Annotated in this window: 28 protein-coding genes; 14 read left to right on the top strand and 14 right to left on the bottom strand. The window is 42.2% G+C overall.

All coding sequences use genetic code 11. The annotated features are described in order from the left end of the window. Window positions 1-31 precede the first annotated feature (31 nt). Entirely contained in the window at window positions 32-493 is a 462-nt protein-coding gene (locus ATK78_RS15660; protein ID WP_133577049.1) for a (2Fe-2S)-binding protein, read from the top strand. A gap of 20 nt (window positions 494-513) precedes the next feature. Here ATK78_RS15660 and ATK78_RS15655 read toward each other — a convergent pair whose 3' ends face one another. From ATK78_RS15655 to ATK78_RS15630, 6 genes are all read right to left on the bottom strand, one after another. Beyond that, window positions 514-987: a cupin domain-containing protein gene (locus tag ATK78_RS15655; RefSeq protein ID WP_133577048.1), complete on the bottom strand. Its 474-nt coding sequence runs from the start codon at window positions 985-987 to the stop codon at window positions 514-516. A gap of 102 nt (window positions 988-1089) precedes the next feature. Then, window positions 1090-1827, bottom strand: a complete 738-nt coding sequence (locus ATK78_RS15650; RefSeq protein WP_133577047.1) for a carboxymuconolactone decarboxylase family protein — start codon at window positions 1825-1827, stop codon at window positions 1090-1092. 14 nt (window positions 1828-1841) lie between these two features. Next, complete coding sequence (locus ATK78_RS15645; RefSeq protein WP_133577046.1) at window positions 1842-2477, bottom strand: flavodoxin; 636 nt, start codon at window positions 2475-2477, stop codon at window positions 1842-1844. Window positions 2478-2479: 2 nt separating this feature from the next. Beyond that, window positions 2480-2935: a cupin domain-containing protein gene (locus ATK78_RS15640; protein WP_133577045.1), complete on the bottom strand. Its 456-nt coding sequence runs from the start codon at window positions 2933-2935 to the stop codon at window positions 2480-2482. Between the two features lie 28 nt (window positions 2936-2963). Next, a complete protein-coding gene (locus tag ATK78_RS15635) occupies window positions 2964-3947 on the bottom strand; it encodes an aldo/keto reductase (protein WP_133577044.1) in 984 nt (327 codons plus the stop codon). A gap of 14 nt (window positions 3948-3961) precedes the next feature. Then, window positions 3962-4813 (bottom strand): aldo/keto reductase, encoded by an 852-nt coding sequence (locus ATK78_RS15630; RefSeq protein ID WP_133577043.1) that lies wholly within the window; start codon window positions 4811-4813, stop codon window positions 3962-3964. A gap of 166 nt (window positions 4814-4979) precedes the next feature. On the opposite strand from ATK78_RS15630, the gene ATK78_RS15625 reads away from it, so the two are divergent. Continuing rightward, window positions 4980-5879 (top strand): helix-turn-helix domain-containing protein, encoded by a 900-nt coding sequence (locus ATK78_RS15625; protein ID WP_133577042.1) that lies wholly within the window; start codon window positions 4980-4982, stop codon window positions 5877-5879. 22 nt (window positions 5880-5901) lie between these two features. On the opposite strand, the gene ATK78_RS15620 is transcribed toward ATK78_RS15625, so the two are convergent. Together ATK78_RS15620 and ATK78_RS15615 are read right to left on the bottom strand one after the other, a co-directional pair. Beyond that, window positions 5902-6657, bottom strand: a complete 756-nt coding sequence (locus ATK78_RS15620; RefSeq protein ID WP_133577041.1) for a LytR/AlgR family response regulator transcription factor — start codon at window positions 6655-6657, stop codon at window positions 5902-5904. After that, entirely contained in the window at window positions 6654-7712 is a 1059-nt protein-coding gene (locus ATK78_RS15615) for a sensor histidine kinase (protein ID WP_166664896.1), read from the bottom strand. The genes ATK78_RS15620 and ATK78_RS15615 overlap by 4 nt, the downstream gene beginning before the upstream one ends. A 264-nt stretch (window positions 7713-7976) precedes the next feature. Between ATK78_RS15615 and ATK78_RS15610 the strand changes: the two genes are divergently transcribed. Genes ATK78_RS15610 through ATK78_RS15585 form a run of 6 tightly spaced genes read left to right on the top strand, consistent with a single transcriptional unit; the run spans window position 7977 to window position 13493 of the window. Beyond that, complete coding sequence (locus ATK78_RS15610) at window positions 7977-9230, top strand: PQQ-dependent sugar dehydrogenase (RefSeq protein ID WP_243732550.1); 1254 nt, start codon at window positions 7977-7979, stop codon at window positions 9228-9230. A gap of 48 nt (window positions 9231-9278) precedes the next feature. Continuing rightward, complete coding sequence (locus ATK78_RS15605; RefSeq protein ID WP_133577039.1) at window positions 9279-9761, top strand: nuclear transport factor 2 family protein; 483 nt, start codon at window positions 9279-9281, stop codon at window positions 9759-9761. 13 nt (window positions 9762-9774) lie between these two features. Continuing rightward, a complete protein-coding gene (locus ATK78_RS15600) occupies window positions 9775-10935 on the top strand; it encodes an aldo/keto reductase (protein ID WP_133577038.1) in 1161 nt (386 codons plus the stop codon). Window positions 10936-10960: 25 nt separating this feature from the next. Beyond that, window positions 10961-11764 (top strand): SMP-30/gluconolactonase/LRE family protein, encoded by an 804-nt coding sequence (locus ATK78_RS15595; protein ID WP_133577037.1) that lies wholly within the window; start codon window positions 10961-10963, stop codon window positions 11762-11764. 7 nt (window positions 11765-11771) lie between these two features. Further along, complete coding sequence (locus ATK78_RS15590; RefSeq protein WP_133577036.1) at window positions 11772-12944, top strand: PQQ-dependent sugar dehydrogenase; 1173 nt, start codon at window positions 11772-11774, stop codon at window positions 12942-12944. Window positions 12945-12998: 54 nt separating this feature from the next. After that, a complete protein-coding gene (locus ATK78_RS15585) occupies window positions 12999-13493 on the top strand; it encodes a cupin domain-containing protein (protein WP_133577035.1) in 495 nt (164 codons plus the stop codon). Window positions 13494-13631: 138 nt separating this feature from the next. On the opposite strand, the gene ATK78_RS15580 is transcribed toward ATK78_RS15585, so the two are convergent. Next, window positions 13632-13859 carry a hypothetical protein gene (locus tag ATK78_RS15580; protein ID WP_133577034.1) on the bottom strand — a complete coding sequence of 76 codons (228 nt, stop codon included), beginning with the start codon at window positions 13857-13859 and terminating at the stop codon, window positions 13632-13634. Window positions 13860-14236: 377 nt separating this feature from the next. Between ATK78_RS15580 and ATK78_RS15575 the strand changes: the two genes are divergently transcribed. From ATK78_RS15575 to ATK78_RS15555, 5 genes are all read left to right on the top strand, one after another. After that, window positions 14237-14425, top strand: a complete 189-nt coding sequence (locus tag ATK78_RS15575; protein WP_133577033.1) for a hypothetical protein — start codon at window positions 14237-14239, stop codon at window positions 14423-14425. 26 nt (window positions 14426-14451) lie between these two features. Next, window positions 14452-15141, top strand: a complete 690-nt coding sequence (locus ATK78_RS15570) for a hydrolase (protein WP_133577032.1) — start codon at window positions 14452-14454, stop codon at window positions 15139-15141. Window positions 15142-15407: 266 nt separating this feature from the next. After that, window positions 15408-17789, top strand: a complete 2382-nt coding sequence (locus tag ATK78_RS15565; protein WP_133577031.1) for a histidine kinase dimerization/phosphoacceptor domain -containing protein — start codon at window positions 15408-15410, stop codon at window positions 17787-17789. 178 nt (window positions 17790-17967) lie between these two features. Next, a complete protein-coding gene (locus tag ATK78_RS15560; RefSeq protein ID WP_133577030.1) occupies window positions 17968-18762 on the top strand; it encodes an SDR family NAD(P)-dependent oxidoreductase in 795 nt (264 codons plus the stop codon). 330 nt (window positions 18763-19092) lie between these two features. Then, complete coding sequence (locus tag ATK78_RS15555) at window positions 19093-20136, top strand: NAD(P)-dependent alcohol dehydrogenase (RefSeq protein ID WP_133577029.1); 1044 nt, start codon at window positions 19093-19095, stop codon at window positions 20134-20136. Window positions 20137-20204: 68 nt separating this feature from the next. Here ATK78_RS15555 and ATK78_RS15550 read toward each other — a convergent pair whose 3' ends face one another. Then, window positions 20205-20831: a carbonic anhydrase family protein gene (locus ATK78_RS15550; RefSeq protein WP_133577028.1), complete on the bottom strand. Its 627-nt coding sequence runs from the start codon at window positions 20829-20831 to the stop codon at window positions 20205-20207. Between the two features lie 117 nt (window positions 20832-20948). After that, window positions 20949-21530 carry a Crp/Fnr family transcriptional regulator gene (locus ATK78_RS15545; RefSeq protein ID WP_133577027.1) on the bottom strand — a complete coding sequence of 194 codons (582 nt, stop codon included), beginning with the start codon at window positions 21528-21530 and terminating at the stop codon, window positions 20949-20951. Window positions 21531-21738: 208 nt separating this feature from the next. Between ATK78_RS15545 and ATK78_RS15540 the strand changes: the two genes are divergently transcribed. After that, on the top strand, window positions 21739-22809 hold the full coding sequence (locus ATK78_RS15540) for an SDR family oxidoreductase (protein ID WP_133577026.1): 1071 nt from the start codon (window positions 21739-21741) through the stop codon (window positions 22807-22809). Between the two features lie 81 nt (window positions 22810-22890). Here ATK78_RS15540 and ATK78_RS15535 read toward each other — a convergent pair whose 3' ends face one another. Genes ATK78_RS15535 through ATK78_RS15525 form a run of 3 tightly spaced genes read right to left on the bottom strand, consistent with a single transcriptional unit; the run spans window position 22891 to window position 25188 of the window. Beyond that, complete coding sequence (locus ATK78_RS15535; protein WP_133577025.1) at window positions 22891-23736, bottom strand: aldo/keto reductase; 846 nt, start codon at window positions 23734-23736, stop codon at window positions 22891-22893. 31 nt (window positions 23737-23767) lie between these two features. Continuing rightward, complete coding sequence (locus ATK78_RS15530) at window positions 23768-24571, bottom strand: putative quinol monooxygenase (RefSeq protein WP_133577024.1); 804 nt, start codon at window positions 24569-24571, stop codon at window positions 23768-23770. A 44-nt stretch (window positions 24572-24615) separates the two neighbouring features. Beyond that, window positions 24616-25188, bottom strand: coding sequence for a TetR/AcrR family transcriptional regulator (locus ATK78_RS15525; RefSeq protein ID WP_133577023.1), 573 nt, complete (start codon window positions 25186-25188; stop codon window positions 24616-24618). Window positions 25189-25195 lie beyond the last annotated feature (7 nt).

The raw sequence follows: 25195 nt of genomic DNA, 5'->3' as shown, positions 1-25195 counted from the left end.
ATTTAATTCCTATTTCATTTAAGTTTAGATTATGATCACATTAAATATTAACAAAAAGACCCATAGGGTAGATGCAGATCCCAATACGCCCTTACTTTGGGTATTAAGGGATATCATTGGACTTGTAGGCACAAAGTATGGATGTGGGGTGGCTCAATGCGGAGCATGTGTGGTACACCTTGACGGCGAAGCCGTGCGTTCCTGTGTTACAAAGATCAGCCGTGCCCAGGGAAAAAAGGTGGTCACGATTGAGGGCTTGTCCGAAACGAATAGCCATCCGTTGCAGAAGGCCTGGCTTGATCTGGATGTTTCCCAGTGTGGTTATTGCCAGGCCGGTCAGATCATGTCGGCAGCGGTCCTGCTCAGGGAGAATAAAAATCCCAGTGAACAGGATATTGATGATGCTATGGCCGGCAACATCTGCCGTTGCGGTACGTATCTTCGCATCCGTGAAGCAATACAACTGGCTGCCAAAGATCAGAAGAACGGGTAATCTTTAACCTGCTGCGGGTTCTAATTGGAGTGGTATACACTATCGGTTACCGCATTAAGCCAAACGGTCGGCCCGTTTTGCCGGCCGGTAATTGCTACCTGCACGAAAGTACTGTCTGAGCTCGCACCATGCCAATGCTCCACATTTGGCGGACATTTGATGGTATCCCCTTTACGAAGAATTACTTTTTTTTGGCCTTTTTCCTGATAATATCCTACTCCGTTTGTTGCCAGTATAATTTGGCCGGCTGGATGCGAATGCCAATTGCTTCTCGCTCCCGGAGCAAAGGTAACATTACCAACCGCCGTTTCATTTAAGCTATCTGCATCTACGAGGGATTTTACCCAAACCTCACCTTGAAAATTATCATTTGTGTTTTTATCACCCTGAGGAAAAATGATTCCGCTTTGTGCTTCTGCATTTTCTGTTTTTTGACTGTAGGTACAGCTTGTAAGAACAACCAGAAGCGGCAGGATATATTTAAGGTTATTCATATTTAGAGGTTTTTGATAAATTGAAAAATTAATGTACCTGCCAGTGATGTTGTTGAATGCGATTACTAATGTTGATATTTTCATCTTTGAATATTTTAAATGCTACTTCTTGTTAATTAGGATTTCGTCTAATACCTTCTGTGCTGCTTCCGCTTCTTTTTTGCCAATGGCAGATCGGATCACTCCTACAAATTGATGAAGCTGGCCCGGTTTTAACCCAACATTCAGGCAGATCGTTAAATGTGAACGTAACATCGGCTCTGCTCCGCCAATACTACTCAGTACAGCGACTGTTACAAGCTCCCTGTCGGTATAGCTCAGAATATCGCGCTCAAAAATGTCCGCAAAAAGATGTTCTTTAAGGAATATTTCGATTTCGGGTGCAAATGCTGCATACCCCGTCGCGGGGCCGTCCTGTGGGGCTCCGGTAAGTTTTCCCAGTATTTCCTTACCACGTTCGTATTTACTTCGGTCATCTTTTAAAGGAGTAGATTCAGCACCCATTTTGTCATTGATTCCTTTTGCTTTACGTTCCGTGAGTACGGCCATCAATGTTTGCAGTCCACGGATACTTCTGGGAAAGCCACAGTAGGCATAAAGATGAATGATCGCTTCTTTGGCTTCATTTATAGTTAGTCCACCATCAAGGGCTGTGTTTAACCCTGCTTTAAGTTTGACTAGGTCGCCCTTCGCAGTGTAAGCGGAGATCGTAATTAAACTTTGCTGTCTGCTGGTCAATGAAGCATCGCCGGAAACGGTTTCCTGAGCATTTACGGATGAAGACATCACCAACGTTACTATTAATGTAGTTAAGCCCTTTATTTTTTTATAAATATTCATGCTTTCAGTTATTTTTAATCTTTAATCAACATTCCTATTTTTTGCAGCCATTTGCCGACTTCTGACTGGGCCTGTTTTTCTTTTTCACCTTCCATCACAAAAAAGATCCCATCTCTTTCTTTTCCTCCTTGTGTGGAGAATCCGTCAAGGATTTTACTTGAAGGTGCAAGATCTTTTACCGTTTGAAAGCTGCTTCCAATTCCATAACCCGCATTGGTGTTAAAAGGAATGAGGGTTTTTCCCTTAAAATCATATTGCTTGAGGAAGCTTTTCATTGGCGGAGGCAATTGCATGCCCCAGGTTGGAAAACCAATGAAAACTACGTCGTACTTTTCCATGCTATCAATCTTTGTCTTAAGTGGCGGCAGATAGCCACTTTCATTTTCTTTGGCTACCTGATCCACATTAGCCTGGTAGTTTTCGGGGTATGGTATTTCCAACTCCAATTTAACCAGTTTTCCACCAACGTTCTTTTGGATGATCCTGGCAATGGCTTCGGTGTTTTTTGTACGCGACAAATACACAATCAGCACATTTTTACCAATTATTGCATCACTCTTATCCGTTGATGAACTTTGGGCCTTCGAACATGCCGACAGCAAACAAATTGTTGTAATCATTAGGATGCCAAATCTGAATATTCTTTTCATGCTTATTTTCCTCCGTCATACTCTTCATCGGTTACCTTTTTTAACCAGATGGTTTTTCCTTTTTCAGCCGGCGATGTTGCAATGTAGGTTACACCAGTTTTTTGTGCAGCTCCATGCCAATGCTCAACTCCTGGTAAGCATCTTACTACTTCTCCTTTTTTTACTGTTTTTTTGGGCTTGCCTTTTTCCTGATAGTAACCTATACCATCGGTGATGATCAATATTTGGCCGCCAGGGTGAATGTGCCAATCTAAACGGGCATTAGGGTCAAATATGGCTACTGATGTACCATAGCTAAATATACTGTCTGATGGGTTCAATTCTGTAAGCCAAACGTTTCCAAAGTGGTGAACATTAGGTGATTTTTCTCCTTTAGTAAAAATAGGCTTGTCCTGTGCAAGCAGCGGGGAGCTGATAAATGTTGCCAGCAGGCACATTAGATAAAATAAGTTTCTCATGATCTTTGTTTTATTGATAGTGTATAAATTATTTGGCAACCATTTTTTGGGATTGTTCTGTATACCGGTGACCTTGCACAGCGATTTTGGATACTGCGGTTTCGATTTCAGCCAGATCATTTTCCGATAATTGAACTTTTACTGCACCGAGATTTTCTTCCAAACGATGTAATTTTGTTGTACCGGGAATGGGTACTATATATGGCTTTTGAGCAAGTAGCCAGGCAAGTGCAATTTGTGCATTAGTAGCATTTTGTTTGCCGGCTATGGTATTTAGCAGATTAACCAAAATCTGGTTGGCTTTTCTGTTATCTTCAGAAAATCGTGGTACCGTATTTCGGAAATCAGTTTTATCGAAGCTTGTGTTCTCATCAATCTTGCCAGTTAGAAATCCTTTTCCGAGAGGGCTGAAAGGAACAAACCCAATTCCGAGTTCCTCCAATAGTGGTAGTATTTCCTTTTCAGGCTCCCGCCACCAAAGCGAATATTCACTCTGCAAAGCGGCAATGGGCTGCACGGCATGTGCTTTTCGGATTGACTGAACACCAGCTTCTGAAAGGCCGAAGTGTTTCACTTTACCCTCAGCAATCAAATCTTTCACTGTTCCGGCCACATCTTCTATGGGTACATTCGGATCAACGCGATGCTGATAGAATAAGTCAATGCGATCAGTCCCCAATCTTTTAAGTGATGCTTCAGCTACTGCCCTGATAGTTTCCGGGCGACTGTCAAGTCCCTCGCTGGTTTGTGCATGCCTGAAACCAAATTTAGTTGCTATAACGACCTCATCGCGGAAAGGCGCTAATGCTTCTCCCAGCAGTTCTTCATTGGTATATGGGCCGTATACTTCGGCGGTATCGAAAAATGTTACGCCATGCTGATAGGCGACGCGAATTAATTCAATAGCTACGTTTTTATCAGCAGCCGGGCCGTAGCCAAAACTCATTCCCATACAGCCTAATCCCAATGCAGATACTTCCAGGCCACTTTTACCTAATATTCTCTTTTCCATTTCTTTTTTTATATTTATTGATTTAATTTCCTTTCACCGAGCCACTTTACCATAGCTGGATCACGATGGTCAAAAAAGCTGCTGGTTCGCGTGTCCAGTGCTTTAATGGCTTCCATATCCTCAGCACTTAACTGAAAATCGAAAATGTCAAAATTCTCTTCCATTCGTTCCTTTCTCACAGATTTTGGAATGGCGACGACACCTCTTTGTGTAAGCCAGCGGAGAATGATTTGTGCTATGGTTTTGTTGTGCCTGCCGGCAATAGTATGCAGGATCTCATTTTGAAAGATGTTGTTTTTTCCTTCAGCAAAAGGCCCCCATGACTCGATTTGTACGTTATTTTCTATTAAAAAGTGGTGTGAATCGAGCTGCTGGTGAAAAGGATGGGTTTCGATCTGGTTGACTGCCGGAACAATTTTGTTGTGAACGATCAGGTCGATTAGCCGGTCTGGTTGAAAGTTACTCACTCCAATGGCTCTGACCTTTCCTTCCTGATATAGATCTTCCATTGCCCGCCATTCTCCATATACATCGCCGAACGGCTGATGGATGAGGTACAGGTCTAAATAATCCAGTTGCAGTTTCTTTAACGAGCTTTCAAAAGCCTTTTTCGTTGCCGCATATCCGTCTGACTGTATCCAAAGCTTGGTGGTAATAAATAATTCGGCTCTTGGTACAGTACAATTTCTAATCGCCCTACCCACTGCTTCCTCATTCATATAAGAAGCTGCGGTATCAATTAAACGGTATCCGGTATGAATTGCGTCCAGTACACTACGTTCGCATTCCGTCAGATCCGTTACCTGAAATACCCCGAAGCCTAGCAGGGGCATTTCTACTCCATTGTTTAATTTAACCGTTTCCATGTCTTAATTTCTTTCTCTCCAGTTATAGAATACAAATATCCGCTCAATATCCAGTTCTATATGTAGACAGATTCCTGCTTTTACTACCAATATTACTGATCGTATACAGGTTGTAATTATAACCCCTTCAAATTCATTAAGTTTGTATAAGCAAAGACATGGTGCTATGGAAAAGGAATATAATTTTAAGACGATTAGTGAATACAATGATTTTAACAACCGCGAGACCCTGCATCCGCTGGTGAGTGTGATTGACTTTTCAAAGGCTAAGGAAAGAACGGGTTCCAAAATGAATTTTGATCTTTATTGCATTTTTCTAAAAGACGTTAAATGCGGTGATCTGAAGTATGGGCGTCACTATTATGACTATCAGGAGGGAACGCTGGTTTTTATTTCACCGGGACAAGTTGTAGACGTTGAAAATAAAGTAGACTTTTACCAGCCCGTAGGGCATGGGCTGGTATTTCATCCAGATCTGATCCGCGGAACTTCGCTTGCCCAAGTTCTGAGTGCGTATAATTTCTTTAGCTACAACACCAGTGAAGCATTGCATCTTTCGTCGAAAGAGCGTCAGCTGATACTTGATTTATTTGCGAAGATTGACAGCGAGCTTCAACAGTCTGTTGATAAACACAGTAAAAAGCTAATTGCCTCAAATATTGAATTGCTCCTCAATTACTGTGACCGTTTTTACGATCGCCAGTTTATCACCAGAGATACAATCAACAAAGGGGTTCTGGAGAACTTTGAAGAAATGCTAAATGGGTATTTTAAATCTGAGAAGCCTTATTCGATCGGTTTACCTTCAGTAGCCTACTGTGCGGAGGAACTTCATTTTTCGGCTAATTATTTTGGAGACCTGATTAAAAAGGAAACGGGTAAGACGGCACAGGAATTTATTCAGGAGAAGATTATTGATGTCGCTAAGAATAAAATCTTTGATAGTGGCAAAACTGTGAGTGAAATTGCCTACGAACTTGGGTTTAAATATCCGCAACATTTTATCAGATTATTCAAAAATCGGGTTGGTAGTACTCCGAATGAGTACCGGAGCCTGAACGGATAGTTTATTCTATATATTTTACCAGTTATAGCACCCATTTGCTTAGAAATTCGTTAAAAGATTCCTTAAACTGTTCGCTTACATAAATGGTAGTATCTCCGATCAATACCGATGTTTTAGTAGCAGATTTAATAGCCGAGGTAGAAACGATAAACGATCGGTGTAACCTTAGAAATTGATTGGCTGGTAGCTTTTCCTGAAGTTTTTTTAAGCTGGTGAGCGTGAGTAACGGCTTCTCTGCCTGTCTAAGATAGATTTTAACGTAATCCTTTAGGCCTTCGATATAGCGTATATCGTCAATTTCTACCTTCACAAGTTGATGTTCAACTTTTACATAAACGTATTGTTTGACTTCATCTATCTGAGGAGAACCCCTGTCTGGTGGATTTTGATTGCCTTCCATCATCACGAAATAGTCGTATGCTTTTGCTGCAGCCTTTGAAAAGTCAACAAAACTAAATGGCTTTACCAGATAATCCAGAGCATCGACCCTAAAACCCTCCAGGGCGTACTGATCATATGCGGTAGTGAAAATGACCCTTAGGCTCTTTCGCTTATCAGATTGTTCGATGATCCGGGCCAGCTCAACGCCGTTGAGATCTGCCATGCGAATATCCAGAAAGATTAATTGTAATCCTGGATTGGCATGCATGTGCTGCAAAGCGTCCAGCGCATTGTTAAATTTAGCACTTAGCTGAAGAAATGGAGTTTGGTTGATGTAAGAGCTCACAAGATTTAATGCAGCCGGTTCGTCATCTACCGCAATACAATTTATGATCATTTCGTTATTGTTAAGGTGATGCTATACTCCCTGGCAAAGGAATCGCGTTCAATTTGTAAGGTATGTTTTTTTGGATAGAGTAAATCCAGCCTGCGTTTGGTGTTGGCAATACCAATCCCCTGATCGTCATCAAGCTGTTTGCCCAGGTCTTCAAAAAGTGAGTTGCGTACTTCAAATTTTAACTCGTTTTCGGTCATTCCTATGCCAATAAATATGTAGCTTGGATGTACAGCGCTGATGCCATGTTTAAACGCATTTTCTATAAAGGGCAACAACAGCATTGGAACAATTTCCATATCTGGCATCGGGGCTTGCTTATCAATAATGATTTGGACCTCATCTGATATGCGTACTCTCATGAGCGCAATATAGTCTTCTATAAAACCGATCTCTTTACTCAATGAGGTTTTGTCATTTCTAGTGTCATACAGCACATAACGCATCATATGGGAGAGGTTGTATATAGAACTTTTAGCTGCCGGCTGATCGGTGTCCATCAGGGCATAGATGGTATGTAAGGTATTAAAAAAGAAGTGTGGATTGATCTGTGCTTTTAAAAAGGAGAGTTCGGCGCTGACTCTTTCCCGTTCGGAAGTTTCGTAGGCAAGCTGGTTCCTGTGCATTTTTTTTGCCACTGCTGACAGGTAACTCAGGGTGAGCACGATCATAGAAATTACTATGACTATGGTGGTGTCCCAATGGTCACTGGAATGATATTGATGTCCGGCAGCGGAGTAAACTTTTTCCAGTGTTGCGTACAAATCTGTGATATTCCGGACCCAGCGAAGGAATATCGGGATTAAGTATATACACAGGCATAGCAAAACAAAGTAAAGAAATCCATATTTTTTGTTTGCGAGTTTTGGGAAGAGAAAATAGACATTGCCAAAATAGAAGATTCCATACAAAAGGTATTCAATTATCTGTTTAGCCCAGAAAACGGCTGGCATTTCGATGTCCCATGTCATCGGGAAAGAGCAACCTGCAATTAGTGCAATGACCGCCACAAAGTCGATGCTGTATATTGCCCGGAATATTTTCTGGAAGCGTGTCATAAATAGCTCATCTAATTTTTGAAGGTCTTTCAATGATAAAGATATTATTATATCCCAATATTGGAAGCCTGCAAAAGAGTGCATTTTATTTGGGAACTGTTACAACTACTAGACGGTCTGGGGGAAACCATAGATGAATGTACCTAAATCATCGATCGGTATTTTTTCTGATCAGTCATCGATGAAAACAGACAGACCATCTAGGAAATTGGCTAGGCGGTCTATTAAAAAATCGTTATTTGATGAAATTGCGTTGTTTTGATTATGAAGTTAGCTTTGATACAGACAATGCGGACCATGTTCGTGATCGGGAGCTGCCTTGTGCTGCTGTTCTCCTGTTCGAAAAAAAAGACTGGTGATGTTGCTGAACCGGTGAGCACAACACCTACAACACAACCTGTAGAAAGAAATGCGGCCAATACGAATTATACGCCCGCCTTTACCGGGCAAACGCGGATCAGTGGAGTTACTACGGCTACCAGGATTCGATCGAGTATACTGACTTCTTCTCTTACTGCACCATGGGGCATAGCCGCATTGCCTGATGGACGTTTTTTAGTTACTGAGAAGGCTGGCCGGATGCGGATTGTTAGCGGTACCGGAACAGTGAGCAACGCAATTAACGGCATTCCTGCTGTCAATTCCGCGGGACAGGGTGGTTTATTGGGGCTGTGTCTGGATCCGGATTTTACATTAAACAGAATGGTATACTGGTCATTTTCAGAGCCAGGTACAGGAGGCAATATGACCTCTGTTGCAAAAGGAAGGCTGGCAGATAATGAGCAATCCATTGAGGGTGCTACTGTTATTTTTCGATCAGGTCCTGCTTATTCGGGCGTAAATCATTATGGAGGAAGGGTCCTGTTTGACCCTGCTGGTAATCTGTTTGTTAGTACCGGAGAGCGCGCAGATAACGTGACACGTGCTCAGGCACAGTCCACTGATGCTTCAATTGGTAAAGTGATCAGAATTACTAGAGAGGGCCAGGCCGTTGCCGGCAACCCTTTCATCGGGCAAGCCGGGGCACTCCCTGAATTGTATTCCATTGGACATCGAAACCCACAGGGATTAGCTGTTCATCCGGTAACGGGGGAAATCTGGCAGTGTGAACATGGGCCACGTGGCGGGGATGAATTAAACAGGATTCAGGCAGGTGGAAATTATGGCTGGCCTGTTATCACATACGGCCTGGAGTATAGCGGGCAACCGGTGCTTACGGGTATCCAACAACGAGCGGGAATGACACAACCTGTTTACTACTGGGACCCTGTAGTTTCTCCAAGCGGAATGACTTTTTACAATAGTGAACGGATTTCAGAATGGCGGAACAATCTGTTTATTGGTGCTCTTAGTGGTATGCACATTGTGCGGCTGGTTATTGAGAACAACCAGGTTACAGGTGAAGAGCGGCTACTGGCTGATCAAAACCAGCGTTTCAGGGATATCACACAAGGTACCGATGGTGCACTTTATGCCATTACTGATCAGGGCAGGCTGTACAAAATTGATCGGGAATGATCCTGAAATAATAACCTTATAAATAATAATTATTTTAATATTGACTACATGAAAAAAGCGATTTTTACCTTGTTAATCCTCATTGCCGGTGTTCAGATTTCACATGCACAAACGGCAAACAGCAATCAGGCTACTCCTACAAAATCAGAACAAGAAGTTTTGGACCTGTCCAAAAAGAAATGGCTTTGGATGGCTGATAAAAATGTTGATTCTCTAGGTCTGCTATTTGATGCCAAAGCGATGTTTGTACATATGGGTGGCAGCTGGGGAACTGAAAGGGAGTTAAATGTTATTAAATCAGGAGGTATCCATTACAAGAAAGCAGAGGTCTATTCTGCCTCGGTTAAATTGATTGGAAATACCGCCATCCTGTTAAATGACATCGACCTTGTGGCAGCGCTAGGCGGCAACGAAGTTATTAATCCCTTTATGGTGACAGAGGTTTATATCAAAGAAAATGGCAAATGGAAAATGGGCTCACTCACGTTCTCAAAACTTTCCAGGCCTGTGAAATTGTCCGGCAACAAATAATTTTCATTTATCTATGCAAAATTCAGAAAATCATAATCTAACGCCAGGTTTTAACCGCCGTAGCCTGCTTAAGGGGGGAGTAGCGCTTATGGGAGCTGCACTACTGCCAGATATTGTGAATGCCTCTCAGGAGCATTCGTTACCTGTTCAGGGAAAGACAACAACAGGACACCGAAAACTTGGTACACTCGAAGTTTCCAGCATCGGTCTTGGCGTGCAAAATATGCACCGTACTTATCAGACTACTATCCCATCAAGACCCGAAATGATCAACATTATCAGGAAGGCATACGATAGTGGGATTACTTTATTCGACACCGCGGAAGCCTACGGCCCTTTTGAATGTGAGCGGATACTAGGTGAAGCTACTGCATCTTTCCGAAATAAGATTGTAATTGAAACGAAGTATGGCTGGAACATCGATCAGAAAACCGGTCAGCGTCTCCCGGGTTTAAACAGTCGCCCAGAGCATATCAAGGAAGTGGTAGAAGGAATGCTGAAACGTCTGCGTACTGACCGGATAGATTTATTGTATCAGCATCGGGTCGATCCGGCTGTTCCGATTGAGGACGTTGCAGGGGCGATTAAAGATTTGATCAGGGAAGGAAAAGTGCTGCATTATGGTTTGTCTGAGCCCGGACCACAAACCGTTAGGCGGGCACATGCAATTCATCCGGTTACTGCGATACAGAACGAATATTCTCTGCTATGGCGCGGACCGGAGGAGGTAATAATTCCGCTATGTGAGGAACTCGGCATTGGCTTTGTTTGCTGGAGCCCGCTTGGAGTAGGTTTCTTGACCGGAGCAATTGATGAGAACACCCGTTTTGCTCCTGGTGATATACGTGGGATTGAATCCCGTTTCTCCCCTGAAAATCTGCCGGATAACCTCGCATTAGTGAAATTGTTGAAAAAATGGGCTGTTAAGAAGCAAGCAGCGCCAGGTCAGATATCACTGGCCTGGCTGCTGGCACAAAAGCCCTGGATTGTACCTATCCCCGGAACCACGCAAATGCAGCATATGCTGGAGAACTCCCGGGCAGCAGAGATTAAGTTTACCGCTGAAGAGCTAACGCAGTTTAACCAGGAATTATCGGGTATTACAGTGAAGGGCATGCGTCTGCCACAAGCTGTATTGACTTTCTCTAATGTCGAAGCACCTAAGAAAAAATAATTTGTTAACATTAAAAATCAATAATATGAAAAAGCTATTGTTTTCAGCAGTGTTCCTATTGACGTACTCTTCAGTCTTTGCGCAACACAGTCTGGAGAAATTATGGGAATCTGATTCAGTAACCATCAAGTCGCCTGAGTCAGTGCTTTTTGATGCCGGGTCCAATTCGCTATATGTGTCTAGCATGGGATCCGGGAGTGTAGTGCAACTCGACCTAAATGGAAAGGTTATTAAAAGCGACTGGGTAACAGGACTGAGATCAAACATGGGTTCAGGTTTATCCGACGGCTTATTTTATACTGCCGAAGGCTCAGGGGTGGCAGTGATTGATGCTGCTAAATCCACCATAATCAAACGCATTCCTGTTGAAGGTGCAGGTATGCTGAATGACCTAACAATAGACGCTAAGGGAATTATTTATGTGAGCGACACCCGCAATGGTAAGGTTTACCGGGTTGAAGGAGGAAAATCCAGTCTTTATCTGGAAAATATGCCTGGCGCTAACGGACTCTTGTCTATTGGTACAGACCTTTTTGTGGTAGGTTCCTCAAGTGTTCATAAAGTAAACGCAAATAAGGAAGTCACAAAAATTGCCGAAGGATTTGAAAATGGATTGGATGGCATTGTGATGGCCGCTAAAAATGAATTTATCTTAAGTAATTTCCGGGGAATTCTCTACTATCTGAATGCTGACGGCACAAAACAACTTTTGCTGGACACCCGTGAAAAACGCATTATGGCTAACGATATCAGTTATAACCCTAAAACTAAAACCTTGTATGTTCCTTCATTTGGAACCCACCGTATTATCGCATATAAAGTAAAATAAGAAAAAGATGAACCTAATATCCTATAAGCCAATTGCAGTTGCATTGCTTGCCCTGATTACGGGTAGTAATTCGACAGATCTTACTTTTTTTTCAAAAAATCCTGTTGATGGTTCTATCCCGGCGATTACACAGGCAAGTGCTGATCTGCCATTAGACAAAATAAAAATGCCTGCCGGATTTTCCATTAGCGTATTTGCTGAAGTTCAAGGCGCACGATCCATGGTAATGTCTCCAGAAGGAACTCTTTATGTCGGAACCCAAAGATCTGGTTTTGTCTATGCGGTAACAGATGTTGACGGCGATCATAAAGCGGACAAGAAATGGGTTATTGCTCAGGGAATGAACAATCCCAACGGAGTGGCCATAAAAAATGGCAGTCTGTATGTTGCTGAGATCAGCAAGGTCACTAAGTTTGCTAACATTGAAAGCAACCTGGCCAATCCTGGTAAAGGTGAGGTGATCTTTGATAAATTCCCTACTGAATGGCCGCACGGCTGGAAATATATTGCTTTCGGGCCTGATGGCAAACTTTACGTTCCGGTAGGTGCTCCTTTCAATATCGGTATGCCAGATGAAAGACATGCAGCTATTTTTAGGATTAATGATGACGGGACTGGTTATGAAACATTTGCCAGCGGTGTTCGAAATACTGTAGGATTTACATGGCATCCGACCTCTAAAGAATTGTGGTTCACCGATAACGGGAGAGATCAGATGGGGGATGATGTTCCCTTCTGCGAGCTGAATACTGCGCCGAAGGCAGGGATGCATTTTGGTTTTCCTTATTTTCATAGCGGCACAATTAAAGATCCGCAGTTTGGTGGCGATCACCAGGCATCAGAATTTACTGCACCGGTTCAAAACCTTGGTGCTCATGTTGCCCCGCTAGGTCTAAAGTTCTATACAGGGAAAATGTTTCCGGCAGAATACAAAGATCAGATCTTCATTGCCGAGCATGGCTCCTGGAACCGAAGTAAAAAAAGTGGGTACAAGGTTAGTCTGGTAAATACTGTAAAGGGCAAAGTGGCAGGATACAAACCATTTGCAACAGGGTGGCTGGATGATGACACGCAGGAAATGTGGGGACGTCCGGTAGACGTGTTGGTACTTGCTGATGGTTCTATGCTTGTTTCAGATGATTTTGCTGGGGTTATTTACCGGATTTCGTATAAAAAATAAAAGTTTAATAAGTTCATAAGCAAATAATTAAGGGTTAATTAAAGGGTTGCCATTATGAAAACTATAATTTTACTAAATAATTTCGCCCGACTGATTTTAGTCGGCGTAATAGTTATTTCGATAACAGGTTCTGCCAAGGGACAAAACGCAGGTGATACAACCAAATCAACCCCACAGATTCCTAGACAAGGGACTGGGTTTTTTACTGGTGGAAATGCAATAGTGAAAAGAATAGCTGCTTCCCCTGAAATCAACAGTGGTGTCGCAAATGTAACTTTTCCTGCTGGCGTTAGAACCATATGGCATGCACATGCTGGAGGACAAATCATTGTAGTAGTTTCGGGTACAGCGTGGTATCAGGAAAAAGGTAAACCAAAGCAGGTGATTCCTCAGGGTGAAGCTGTTGTATGTCCTCCAGGAGTAATGCACTGGCATGGCGCGACGTTAGATGCGCCAATGTCACATACCGTAGCAACTCCCAATTTAGATAAGGGAGGAGTAACAGCTGGTTCCGCTGTTTCAGACCAGGAATATAAAGCCCTGAAATAGCGTTGGGAATTAGTGCTTGCCAGCTTAATTTAGATTGTTGAAGAATGTAATAATGATATTAGGTGTTCAATTGAAGTCCCTTTAAGTGCACCTGACTGGATTTAGTTCTAAATTTAGAGCTAAATCCTTTTTTTTGTCCTATAACTTGTCGTTAATGTGGCAGATAAGCTGAAAGGCTAAGTTCATTCGGGCGGTTCGATCTATTTCACCATCAAATACGAACTTTTCAGGAAAGATCGAACCTATGATAAATTGCTTACCCTCTGCATCGGCCTTCTTATATAGATTAACGATGTTTTTTAGGTTTTCCAGTGATTCGTCCAGTATACTTAAGATATCGTATTCTAATTCGATTTTTTTAGCCAAATCATTGATGCTGGCTTCAGTCTAATGATGGTATTTTCAGCAATTGATTTCTTTATTGTCGTTGATAGTGATTACATCAGCTAAAAGCAGTTCGCGGGATTTGGTGATTTTGTTGTTTTGTTCGGTCACCTGTTTGATGTAGGATTTTCGTTCCTGGTCGGTATTTGATGGAGGCCGGATCAGGTAGATTTGTTGATTTTTGGAATTAATTGTATTGCTTAATTTCAAGATTAGCGTCATTAAGCCAATTCACCTTTATAATTTACGAAATGAAGTAATACTATATGTGTAAAAAGTTTTAAATCATTGATTATAAGTATATTGTGTTGTTGGTTTTTGGATTGCTATAGCATTGACACAAATTAGAACTTAATAAAGTGAAAAATCGAACAACATCTAAGAAAACAACAATACTGACAGCCCTGGTGCTGTTGTTTTTAATTTCTATCAGCCCGTCCATTGCTCAAAGCGCACTGGGTGTGAAAAGCATTGAGGATAAAAGTATCCATCCCGATCTGGAGCGGTCAATGTACAACGCTAAGGGTGTCAAAACAGTAGAACAATAATTATTAACCACTTCAATTAAAAAAAAATGAAAAAATTACTATTATTTGCCGTTATCGGCATCGCATCTTTTAGCGCTTATTCACAGAAACCAAGTCCGATGTTGTTAAGTCCAACTAACCATACATTGATTCTGATTGATTACGAAGGACAAATGGCATTTCCCACAAAAAGTATTGCCATAGATCAGTTAAGGAACAATACGGCAATAGTTGCCGGAGCTTCAAAGATCTTTAAGGTACCAACAGTTGTAACCACTGTGGCAGAAAAATCATTTAGTGGCCCGGTATTTCCAGAACTCGAAGAATTCTATCCTAAGAAGACATCCGGTTATATCGACCGATCTACGATGAACAGTTGGGAAGACGCGCAGTTTTATAAAGCAGTAGTTGGAAAGGGGAAGAAAACACTTGTAATGGGTGGGCTTTGGACAAGCGTTTGTATAGTTGGACCCGTATTGTCAGCAATAAGCGAGGGATACGATGTGTACGTAATTACTGATGCGAGTGGAGACCTGACCAAGGAAGCCCACGAGATGGCTGTTGCTCGAATGGTCCAGGCCGGGGCACACCCCATTACCTCTATGCAGTACCTTTTGGAGTTACAGCGGGATTGGGCCCGCCAGGAAACCTATCTTCCAGTTAACGATTTGGTTGTTAAATATGGGGGCGCCTATGGAATCGGTGTACAATACAGTAGAGAAATGGTTAAGCATTAAAAAACGATCAGCTTAGCAGAGCAAGGGCCAGTTTTTTAACTTGATCACGCATGCGCAAGACTGGGTTTTTGAGTTCAATGCGTCTATGGATATCGTGAATCGTTGCTGCAAATGATCCACTATCCCCGAAATACACAGCCTACCGCAAAATCACGAAATATCGTCAAGGATGACGATATGAAGTAAGTATGCTAGTTTCATTTTAGTGTAAATCACTTGATAGCAATTTCTTACATTTAAGGACTATATTTTGTTTTTTACCAGGCATGAAAGTAAGACGGTTATTCATTATTCTCTGGTTGGCATACTTCTGCCTACCAGCGCGGGCAAAAGCCCAGGGAATAAACGCCCGAAATTCCGGTGATGCGTACATCGCATCGGCCGAGGTATGGAAATTAAAAAAAGACAGTGTCAATGCCAATGGCGATATACGAAAGGCGATTTCTGAATATTCCAGGCAAGGAAAAATTAGAGAGGCTGCCGAGGCATGGCTTACCCTGGAAAACTACTATGCTTTTTTCCATGGCCCCGGTTACGGCCCAAGAATCGCCTACTATGAACAGGCCTTGAAACTATTTAACCAGGCGCATATCAAAAACCGAGCATCAGACACACGTCGTATTCTCGGTAATTTTTATTTGCAGTCTGCAGGTGATTGGAAAAAAAAAGGTGACAGTGTAAAGTGCAATTCCGACCTACGGAGTGCCATTACTGTGTTCTTAAAAAATGGGCAGGACAGGGAAGCAGCCGAAAGCTGGCTTACTCTCGAGAATTGTTATTCGTATTTTCAAGGCCATGGGTATGGCCCCCGGATAGCTTATTACAAAAAAGCCTTAGCACTGTTTACACGCGCCCACATCAATGACAGGGCTGCAGCCACGCTGACAGTACTTGGTGATTTTTACAAGGAGCAGGGCCGTCATAAAGAAGCACTTTCTGTATTGAACCAGTCCCTGGCGATGTACAAAAAATCTGAGAAGATAGATTTAAGGCGATTATATTCTGTTTTAGGAGACGTAAATAGAAAATTGGGGAACTATGACAGAACACTTGAATATGATTTGTTAAGTGTGAAGGCCGCTGAAGTTGCTGGTGACACAAGTCTAATGGTTGGTTATTTACTTAATAGGGTTGGGACTTCTTATGCTAACATCAGGGATTTCAAACGGAGCTTAAATTATTTCGATAAAGCCCTCCATTTCGCCCGTAAAAAGAACGAGTTAGATGGAATCATTATTTTTTCCCGGAATGTGGCCATGGCGCTCAGTGCCGTAGGCAGACCAGCAGAAGGCTATCGATTGCTGGTGGAAATCCAAAGAACTTATCTCCCGAAAGACCTGAACAACAGGTTGATAATCCACGTTGCTACCATCGATATACTGACGTCTTTGAAACGACTTGGTGCTGCAAAAAAATACGTAGATACGCTGCTGCGCCTGGAACAGCAAGTTGATAAAGCGGATTTTCGCAGGGCAGCCATATGGCATTCCCTGGCGAAACATTATTCGGCGACTAAAAATTATTCCGAGGCACAGGTATACACGACAAAATTTGAGCGCTGGAGTACCTTAAGTAAAGACAAATCCGCCTTGATTAATGCTTTGGCAATCCAATATAAATTGGACTCTGCGAAAGGTGATTATGTCAGCGAAATTAAAAATTACCGGCGCTTCATTAATTTGCGGGACAAAATGTACAGTGAAAAAAAAATCTGGCAAATCGCACAGGTAGATATCGCCTATCAGACCGAGAAAAAGGATCAGCTGCTAAAAGCGAAAGAGACAAATATTGCGATGCTCAGCAAACAAGCCCGACTGCAGGCCATCAATTACAAACAACAAAAGACTACCCAAAATCTGGCCGTTGGAGGCGCCGTATTATTGGCCATGCTTCTCGGCTTAAGTTACAACCGGTACCGGCTGAAACAACGCGTGAACCGACAGTTACAACTGCAGCAAGCCGAGATCAATGAGCAAAACCAGTCCCTCACCAAACTAATCAATGAAAAGGACAATCTGCTTGAAGAAAAGGAATGGTTGATGAAGGAAATCCATCATCGAGTAAAAAACAATCTCCAGGTCGTTATCAGTTTATTGAATACCCAATCTTCATATATGAAAGATCCGATCGCTTACCAGGCCATTCGGGAAAGCCAGCACCGGATGCAATCCATTTCCCTGATTCACCAAAAGCTGTATCAGTCAGATAATTTGGCAATGGTAAATATGCCCGCGTACATTGGCGATCTGGTACAATACTTATCCAATAGTTTTGACATTGCCGGACAAATTGATTTCCAATTGGATATCTCAGATATTGATTTAGAAGTAACCAAATCGGTTCCTTTGGGACTGATCTTAAACGAAGCGATTACCAATTCGCTGAAATACGCGTTTCCAGATCGTAGAAGCGGGTCGATATACATCACGCTGACTATGGTTACTGCCGGCCATTACGAGTTAACCGTACGCGATAATGGTGTGGGTTTGTCAGTGGAAATTGACCCTGTTGAAGTAAAAACACTTGGAATGAGCCTTATGCGCGGGCTAAGCAAACAATTAAGTGGGACCTTTTCTATTATAAATAACAACGGAGTAACGATTATTGTAGGCTTTAAAATCGTGTCATCATTGAAAACAGGATATTAATTGTTGAGGACGAATTCATTGTTGTCAATGAACTGTCCATCGATCCATTTTACTGTGACTTGCCGAAGGCGTGAAATGTATGCGAAAAGATGACGTTGCACGGATGGTACTGAATGACAAAACCTCTTTAATAGATCTTGATTTTAGTTAATTTTATTCATCATATTAATAATTTGAAATGGACTTACAGTTAAAAAATAAAAGCGCTTTGGTTTCAGGCTCAACTGCCGGCATAGGTTATGCTATTGCGCTGCAATTGGCTAAAGAAGGTGCCAGGGTGTTTGTGAATGGGCGGACCGCTCAACGTGTCGAAAAGGCAGTGGAACAAATTAAGACAGAAAGCGGAAATGATCAGGTGAGCGGCATTGTGGCTGATTTTGCCAGTGCAGCATCTATCAATAGTCTTGTTACCCAACTCCCCGAGGTTGATATTTTAGTTAATAATGTGGCTATTTTTGAGCCCAAAGCATTCAGCGAGATCACCGATGAGGATTGGTTGAGGTTTTATGAGATCAATGTACTTAGCGGAATTCGTTTGGCAAGAGCTTACTTTGGTAAAATGCTGTCTAAGGGCTGGGGCCGGATAATTTTTATATCCAGTGAATCTGCCATACAGATTCCTGAGGAAATGATTCATTATGGGATGACTAAAACTGCGCAACTCGCAGTTGCCCGCGGCCTTGCCGAACTGACAAAAGGCACTGCAGTAACTGTAAATTCTGTGCTGCCAGGCCCCACGCTTTCTGAAGGGGTGGGAGACTTTATTGAAAATCTCGCCAAGGACCAAAGTAAGACCTCGGCTGAGGTAGAACAGGACTTTTTTAAAACTATTCGTCCGACCTCCATCATACAGCGTTTTTTAAGTACAACAGAAGTAGCTAGTATGGTGACATATCTGGCCAGTCCGATCGCTTCAGCTACCAATGGTGCAGCAATCCGGGCTGAGGGAGGGCTTTTAAAAGGGGCGGTATAGTTCGTTTTAGGGTTGCCGGCTCAGAAATTGCATGTTCCAGGCTTTATTACGGCTTTACATTTAATTTTTGAGCTATTTTGGATGTACTGTTGCGCTGAAAAAGAAGGATGGGAATCTTATCAGCTTACAAACACAAGGAAGGCCAAAATTATTATGTTAATGTTAAGAATATATCACCAAGCTGTTTTGGAAAGAATATCCTTATGAGATGATCCGTCGTTTCACAATCATATATCCAAATAATGTTTGAATTTTGATATCAATTGTTTGAATTTTACAATTGGTAATCCGGACAAGTGCCTACCTTTAACCTGATCTAAAAAAACTAAAATGATAGAAACAAAAGGATATGCAGCGCAAAGCGCAGATACAGATTTAGCTCCATGGGCTTTTGAACGCCGCGAAGTTGGCCCGCATGATGTACAGTTTGATATCTTATTTTGTGGCGTTTGCCACTCAGACCTGCATCAGATTAAAAATGACTGGTTTCCGGGTATATTTCCAATGGTTCCCGGCCATGAGATTGTTGGCCGTGTAATTAAAGTTGGCGACCATGTGAAAAATTTCAAAGTAGGTGACCTTGCCGGTACCGGATGTATGGTAGATTCTTGTCAGGTTTGTGAAAACTGTAAAAAAGATCTGGAACAATATTGTTTAGAAGGTAATACAGGTACCTATAATAGTTTAGAAAGAGACGGTAAAACACCAACCTATGGTGGTTATTCCAATACCATTGTGGTTAGGGAAGAATTTGTACTGCATGTATCAGACAAATTGAACCTAGCTGCTGTAGCGCCTCTATTGTGTGCTGGTATTACCACTTACTCTCCTTTAAGACACTGGAAAGTTGGTAAAGGACATAAGCTGGCAGTACTTGGCCTTGGCGGGTTAGGCCATATGGCAGTTAAATTTGGCGTTGCTTTCGGTGCAGAAGTAACTGTACTGAGTACCTCACCTAAAAAAGAAGAAGATGCCAGGAAACTTGGTGCCCACAACTTCGTCGTGACTACAGATGAGGCACAGGTAAAAGCTGCCATAGGTACATTTGACTTTATATTGGATACGGTTTCTGCCGAGCACGATTTTAACATGTATCTTTCTTTGTTGAGAACTGACGGTACGCTCATCTGCGTTGGTGTTCCGCCAAAGCCGGCAGAAATAGCTGCTTTCAGCTTGCTGGGCGGCAGGAAAAGCATTGGTGGCTCAGGTATTGGCGGTATTGCCGAAACACAGGAAATGCTTGATTTTTGTGCCGAGCATGGTATCGTTTCTGAGATAGAAATGATTGATATGAAAGACATTCATGCTGCTTATGAACGTATGGAAAAAGGCGATGTACGTTACAGGTTTGTAATTGATATGGCCACGTTATAATTGATCTTCTAAAAAAAAATGGGCGTATTAGCAAGAATACGCCCATTTAAATCTCTATGTAGCCTGTTCTAGACCTGGAAGAATGTCACTTTTCCATTGTCCACGTCATAGACGCCACCTACAATCTTTAACTTCTCCTCCTGCTCCAGATCGGCGATGATCGGACTGTCCTTTCTGATTTGGTCAATCGACAACTGTACATTTATTTTGGTTACGTTATTAACAAACACCGGGTTTGAGCCGTCTCTGCCGGATGTTGTAGTGGTCTCCAGGTCCATCGCCGGGTTAATTTTTTTCAGCAATCCGGTAAGGTTTCCCATTTCGACATGGTTGCAGGCACCGATAACCGCGCCGCATTTGGTATGACCCAAAACAAGGAGGATTTTAGTGCCCACTGCCTTGGTGGCATATTCCATACTGCCCAGAATATCATCATTGAGTACGTTTCCTGCAATTCGGATACTGAAGATATCTCCAAGGCCCTGATCGAAGATCAGCTCCGCAGAGGTACGACTGTCCATACAACTCAGGATAGTGGCAAAAGGAAACTGACCTGATGAGGTTTCATTAACCTGTTGTAATAAGTTACGGTTGGCTTTCAGGTTATTTACAAATCTTTCATTTCCCTCTTTTAAAATTTCGAGGGCCAGGTCAGGGGTTAGGGTTTCTTGAGTCTCTTTCGAATGTGTACGCATAGTTGTAAGTTATAATATAATATAGCGTAAATACGTTTTCTTTGCTTTTAGGGTTTCCTATTCTTTATAGGAATATGAGATTTTTTATCGAACAGGAGCAGGATGTTTCGAAACCCTTTATTTTTTATAGATCAGGTTTCTCTTGATTCGGCTGAGTGTTTCAGGCGCAATGCCCAGGTAGGAGGCCACCATGTTCTGCGGGATCCGGTTGATGATTTCCGGGCTGGAATCCATAAGCTCTACATACTTTTGCTCTGCCGTATGGGTGATTGAACTCATCAGGCGGCGCTCTTTTGTGACCAGGCTATTCTGAAATAATATCCGAAAATAACGGTCCATAATGGGTACTGCAAGTGTCAATTCGTCGTAATCAGATCTTGAGATGATCAACAGTTCTGAATCCTCAATGGCATCAATATTAAACACCGCCGGCTCACCGGAGAGAAAACTATTGAAGTCTGATACCCACCATCCTTCCCAGCCGAAAATACTCATGTGTTCTTCGCCTTTTTCATCTACATTATACGTTCTGATTAAGCCGCTGGCAACAAATGACAGGTATTTGCATACATCGCCCTCCTGAAGCAGATATTGCTTTTTGCGTAATCTTTTCTCAGCAAAAAAGGCTTCAATTGCTACTTTATCAGCTATTGTGAGGGATACCTTTTGCCCGATATGCTTAAAGAGTACTTCGATCATGACAGATAATTTGTTAACAAAGATAGTTCTTTGAGCAGTTCGTTTTCCTGTGTGTTTCCAAAAATAACTTGATCTGGATTAAGTGTATTTTTTGATACAGATCAATCGCCAGTTCTTCAGACTAAGGTAATTTTGGAAAAAGTATTTATGAATACCCAGTCAGTATTCACACCCCTGAACTTGGTGGTATAAAATTAAAATAAATAAGATGACAGATAAAATAGCATTAGTAGTTGGAGCCAGCGGCATCATAGGAAGCAACCTGGCAGAAAAACTAATCTCTTCCGGATGGGAAACTTACGGATTGGCCAGAACGCCCAACACAGAGAATAGTAACCTTAAGCCGATTTCGGCTGATCTTTTGGATCCCGACAGCCTTAAGCTGGCCCTGGAAGGGGTTAGTCCAACCCATGTTTACATCACCACCTGGATGCGCAATGATACCGAGAAAGAGAATATTAGGGTTAATGGAACGATGGTTCGAAATATTCTGAATGTGTTGTCCGAAAAAGGATCCGTTGAACATGTTGCACTGGTAACCGGCTTAAAACATTATTTAGGTTCATTCGAGGCTTATGCCAAGAAAGGGTTCTTGCCAGAAACACCTTTGAGGGAAGATCATCCCAGGTTAGATCTGGAAAACTTTTACTATGCCCAGGAAGATGAAGTGTATGCTGCGGCTGACCGGGACGGGTTTACCTGGAGCATCCACCGTCCGCACACCGTTATCGGTAAGGTTGTAGGGAATGCAATGAACATGGGAACTACCCTGGCTGTTTACGCAGCTATTTGTAAGGAGAAAGGCCGCCCTTTTATATGGCCTGGATCTTCGGCACAATGGAACGGTTTATCAGATGTTACCGATGCAAGATTATTGGCAGCGCATCTGATCTGGGCATCTACTACCGATGCAGCGCGTAATGAAGCATTTAACGTGGTTAATGGCGATGTGTTCCGATGGAGCAGGTTGTGGAAACGTTTGGCTGACTATTTTGAAGTAGAATCTATAGGTTATGGAACACAGATTCAGCCCCTTGAAAAGGAAATGGCCAATGATGCGGCTACCTGGCTGGAAATTGCTGAAAAATATCAGTTAAGGGAGAAAGCCCTGAGTCGTGTGGCCACCGCATGGCATACGGATCTTGATCTTGGAAGGCCTATAGAGGTAATGACCGATATGTCTAAAAGCCGAAAGCTCGGATTTCTTGTTTATCAGGATACTGAGGATGCTTTTTATACGCTTTTTGATCAGCTGCGGGCATCTAAGCTTATTCCTTAGGATATAGTTTGAATATCGATAATTCTGGGATTGCATGGCCTCCGCTTCGGAGAGGCCATGCAATTAACCTTTTCTATTTACTTAAAAAGTCAACTTGGTTAGCCATTCAGCGGTTTCCGGATCACGGTGGTCAAAGAATACACTTTTTCCGGTGTCTAAGGTAGCTATGGCATCCATATCCTCCTTGCTCAGTTCAAAATCCCAGATGCTATAATTTTCTACCATTCTATCCTCACGCACTGATTTTGGGATCACTGCTATGCCTCGTTGAATGAGCCAGCGCAAGGTAACCTGTGCAATGGATTTATTGTATTTTCTGCCAATACCAGAGATCACCTCATTGTTGAAGAAATCATTTTTACCTTCTGCAAAAGATGCCCAGGATTGCGTCAGAATATTGTTTTTCTTCAATAGCCCGTGCTCATCCGCTCTTTGATAAAAAGGATTTACTTCGATCTGGTTCACTGCCGGAATGATCTCATTGTGTGCAATCAAATCTACTACCCTGTCCGGAAAGAAGTTGCTGATGCCAATAGCCCGGATCTTACCTTCTTTGTACAGGTCTTCCATGGCACGCCACGAACCGTAATAATCACCCATAGCCTGATGTATCAGATACAGGTCTAAATACTCCAGCTGTAATTCCTTTAAGGACTTGTCAAAGGCTTTCTTGGTCTTTTCATAGCCACTATCCTGTACCCACAGTTTCGTGGTAATAAACAGTTCTTCCCTTACTACTTCACTTTTTCTGATGGCATTGCCAACTGCTGACTCATTCCCGTAAAATGAAGCGGTATCAATAAGCCGGTACCCCGATTGTATGGCTGTTAATACCGTTTGCTCGCATTCATCCAGATCTGATATCTGAAAAACGCCTAAACCTAATAATGGCATTTCTACATCATTGTTTAATTTGATTTTCTGCATGCTTGTTTATTTTGTGATTGTTATATAATTTTTATTGTGATATATCTTTTACGAGCCAGTGGTTATCCATAGGGTTGGACACAAAGAAACCTACCATAGTAACATGGAGGCGTTTTATGTAATCCTGTTTTAATTGCGCTTCATGGTCGGCCGGATTTTTCCAGCCTTCCATCAGAACAAATTTATTTGGATCATCTGCATATTGATAAATGTTAAATTCCAGGTTTCCCTGAGCTTGCCTGGATTGAGCAGCTACCCCGGCCATACCGTCAATAAAAGGCTGCCTCTTTTCTGGCTTAACATGAAACAGCACAATCACATGACGCGTCATTTCCGGCCTGTCAGAAGGAGTTGGGATCACCACCGGAATTTTGTCTATTTCTTCGAGTTCGATAGATCTTGCTTCTCCTTTTAAAGACTTTTGGATAACCGCAATCGCATCTTTAAAATAATGCTGCGCTTTGTGGTGATTATGAGCGTCCTTGTTTTTAAAGCGCTCAAACCATATGGGTTGAAGTCCACCGTTTTCAGATCGATATAAACTAAAGGATAGATTTCCTGGTTCCTTCCGGGAATTGGCGATATTATTCTTCACAGCATTGATAAAGCTATCCCATTTATCTTCCTTTATATTCCCAAAAAAGCCCAGTTCCTGGAATGTCTTTGCCTTTTTGGGGTTAATTGTTGTATCCTTATTTTTCACATTACTATTGCGGCTTCCTCTTCTGTCGCAAGCAGTTAGTAAAGTGGCAATCAACGCAAGTACAAGCAATAAGTTCTGTAATAAGCAGGAGTGAGATGTGCCGTTATTGTTCTTTTTTTGTGGTATCATCATGGTTTTGTTTTAAACCTTTCGTTCCAGAATAGGTCAAAAAAATATTAGGTTATTGATCCTATTAAAATTTCAGTCGTTTGTTTTGTTAATTTTTTATCAGCAAATAATATCTGGGTATTGTAGATCGATACCAAGCCTGATACCAGAAAATGCGCCAGTGCCCTGGAATCTTTATCTGATTTTAAGGTTTCATTCTCTTTTGCCTCATTCAAGAGTTTTTCAAAAAGCTCCACGGCTTTTAAGGTCTGATTGGTCAGCAGTTTGCTGACTTCTTTATCAGTAAGCGCGAGTTCAAAAACGGAGTTGGTAAACAGGCAATTGCTATCCTGCAATGCGGATTCAAATACTGAATAGATAATATTCTTTATGGCTTCTATTGGTTTTCTACTTTTCTTTGCGGCCTGGCTGTACTGCTTATCCTTCTTTTGTATATAATTGGCCAGGGATTTTAAGAATAAGTCGTGTTTATTGCCATAGGTTAGGTATAAGCTGCTCCGGTTGATCTGCATGCCATCCACCAGATCATTCATAGATGTTGCATTATACCCTTTTTTCCAGAAGATATCCCTGGCTGTTTTCAGCTTTTCATCATAATCAAATTCTTTGTTCCTTGGCATACGTTAC

Source organism: Pedobacter metabolipauper, from assembly GCF_004362715.1.
In the GTDB taxonomy this organism is placed as follows: domain Bacteria; phylum Bacteroidota; class Bacteroidia; order Sphingobacteriales; family Sphingobacteriaceae; genus Pedobacter; species Pedobacter metabolipauper.
The sequence above is the reverse complement of the archived record's forward strand: the minus strand, read 5'-3'. Positions and strand labels throughout refer to the sequence as shown.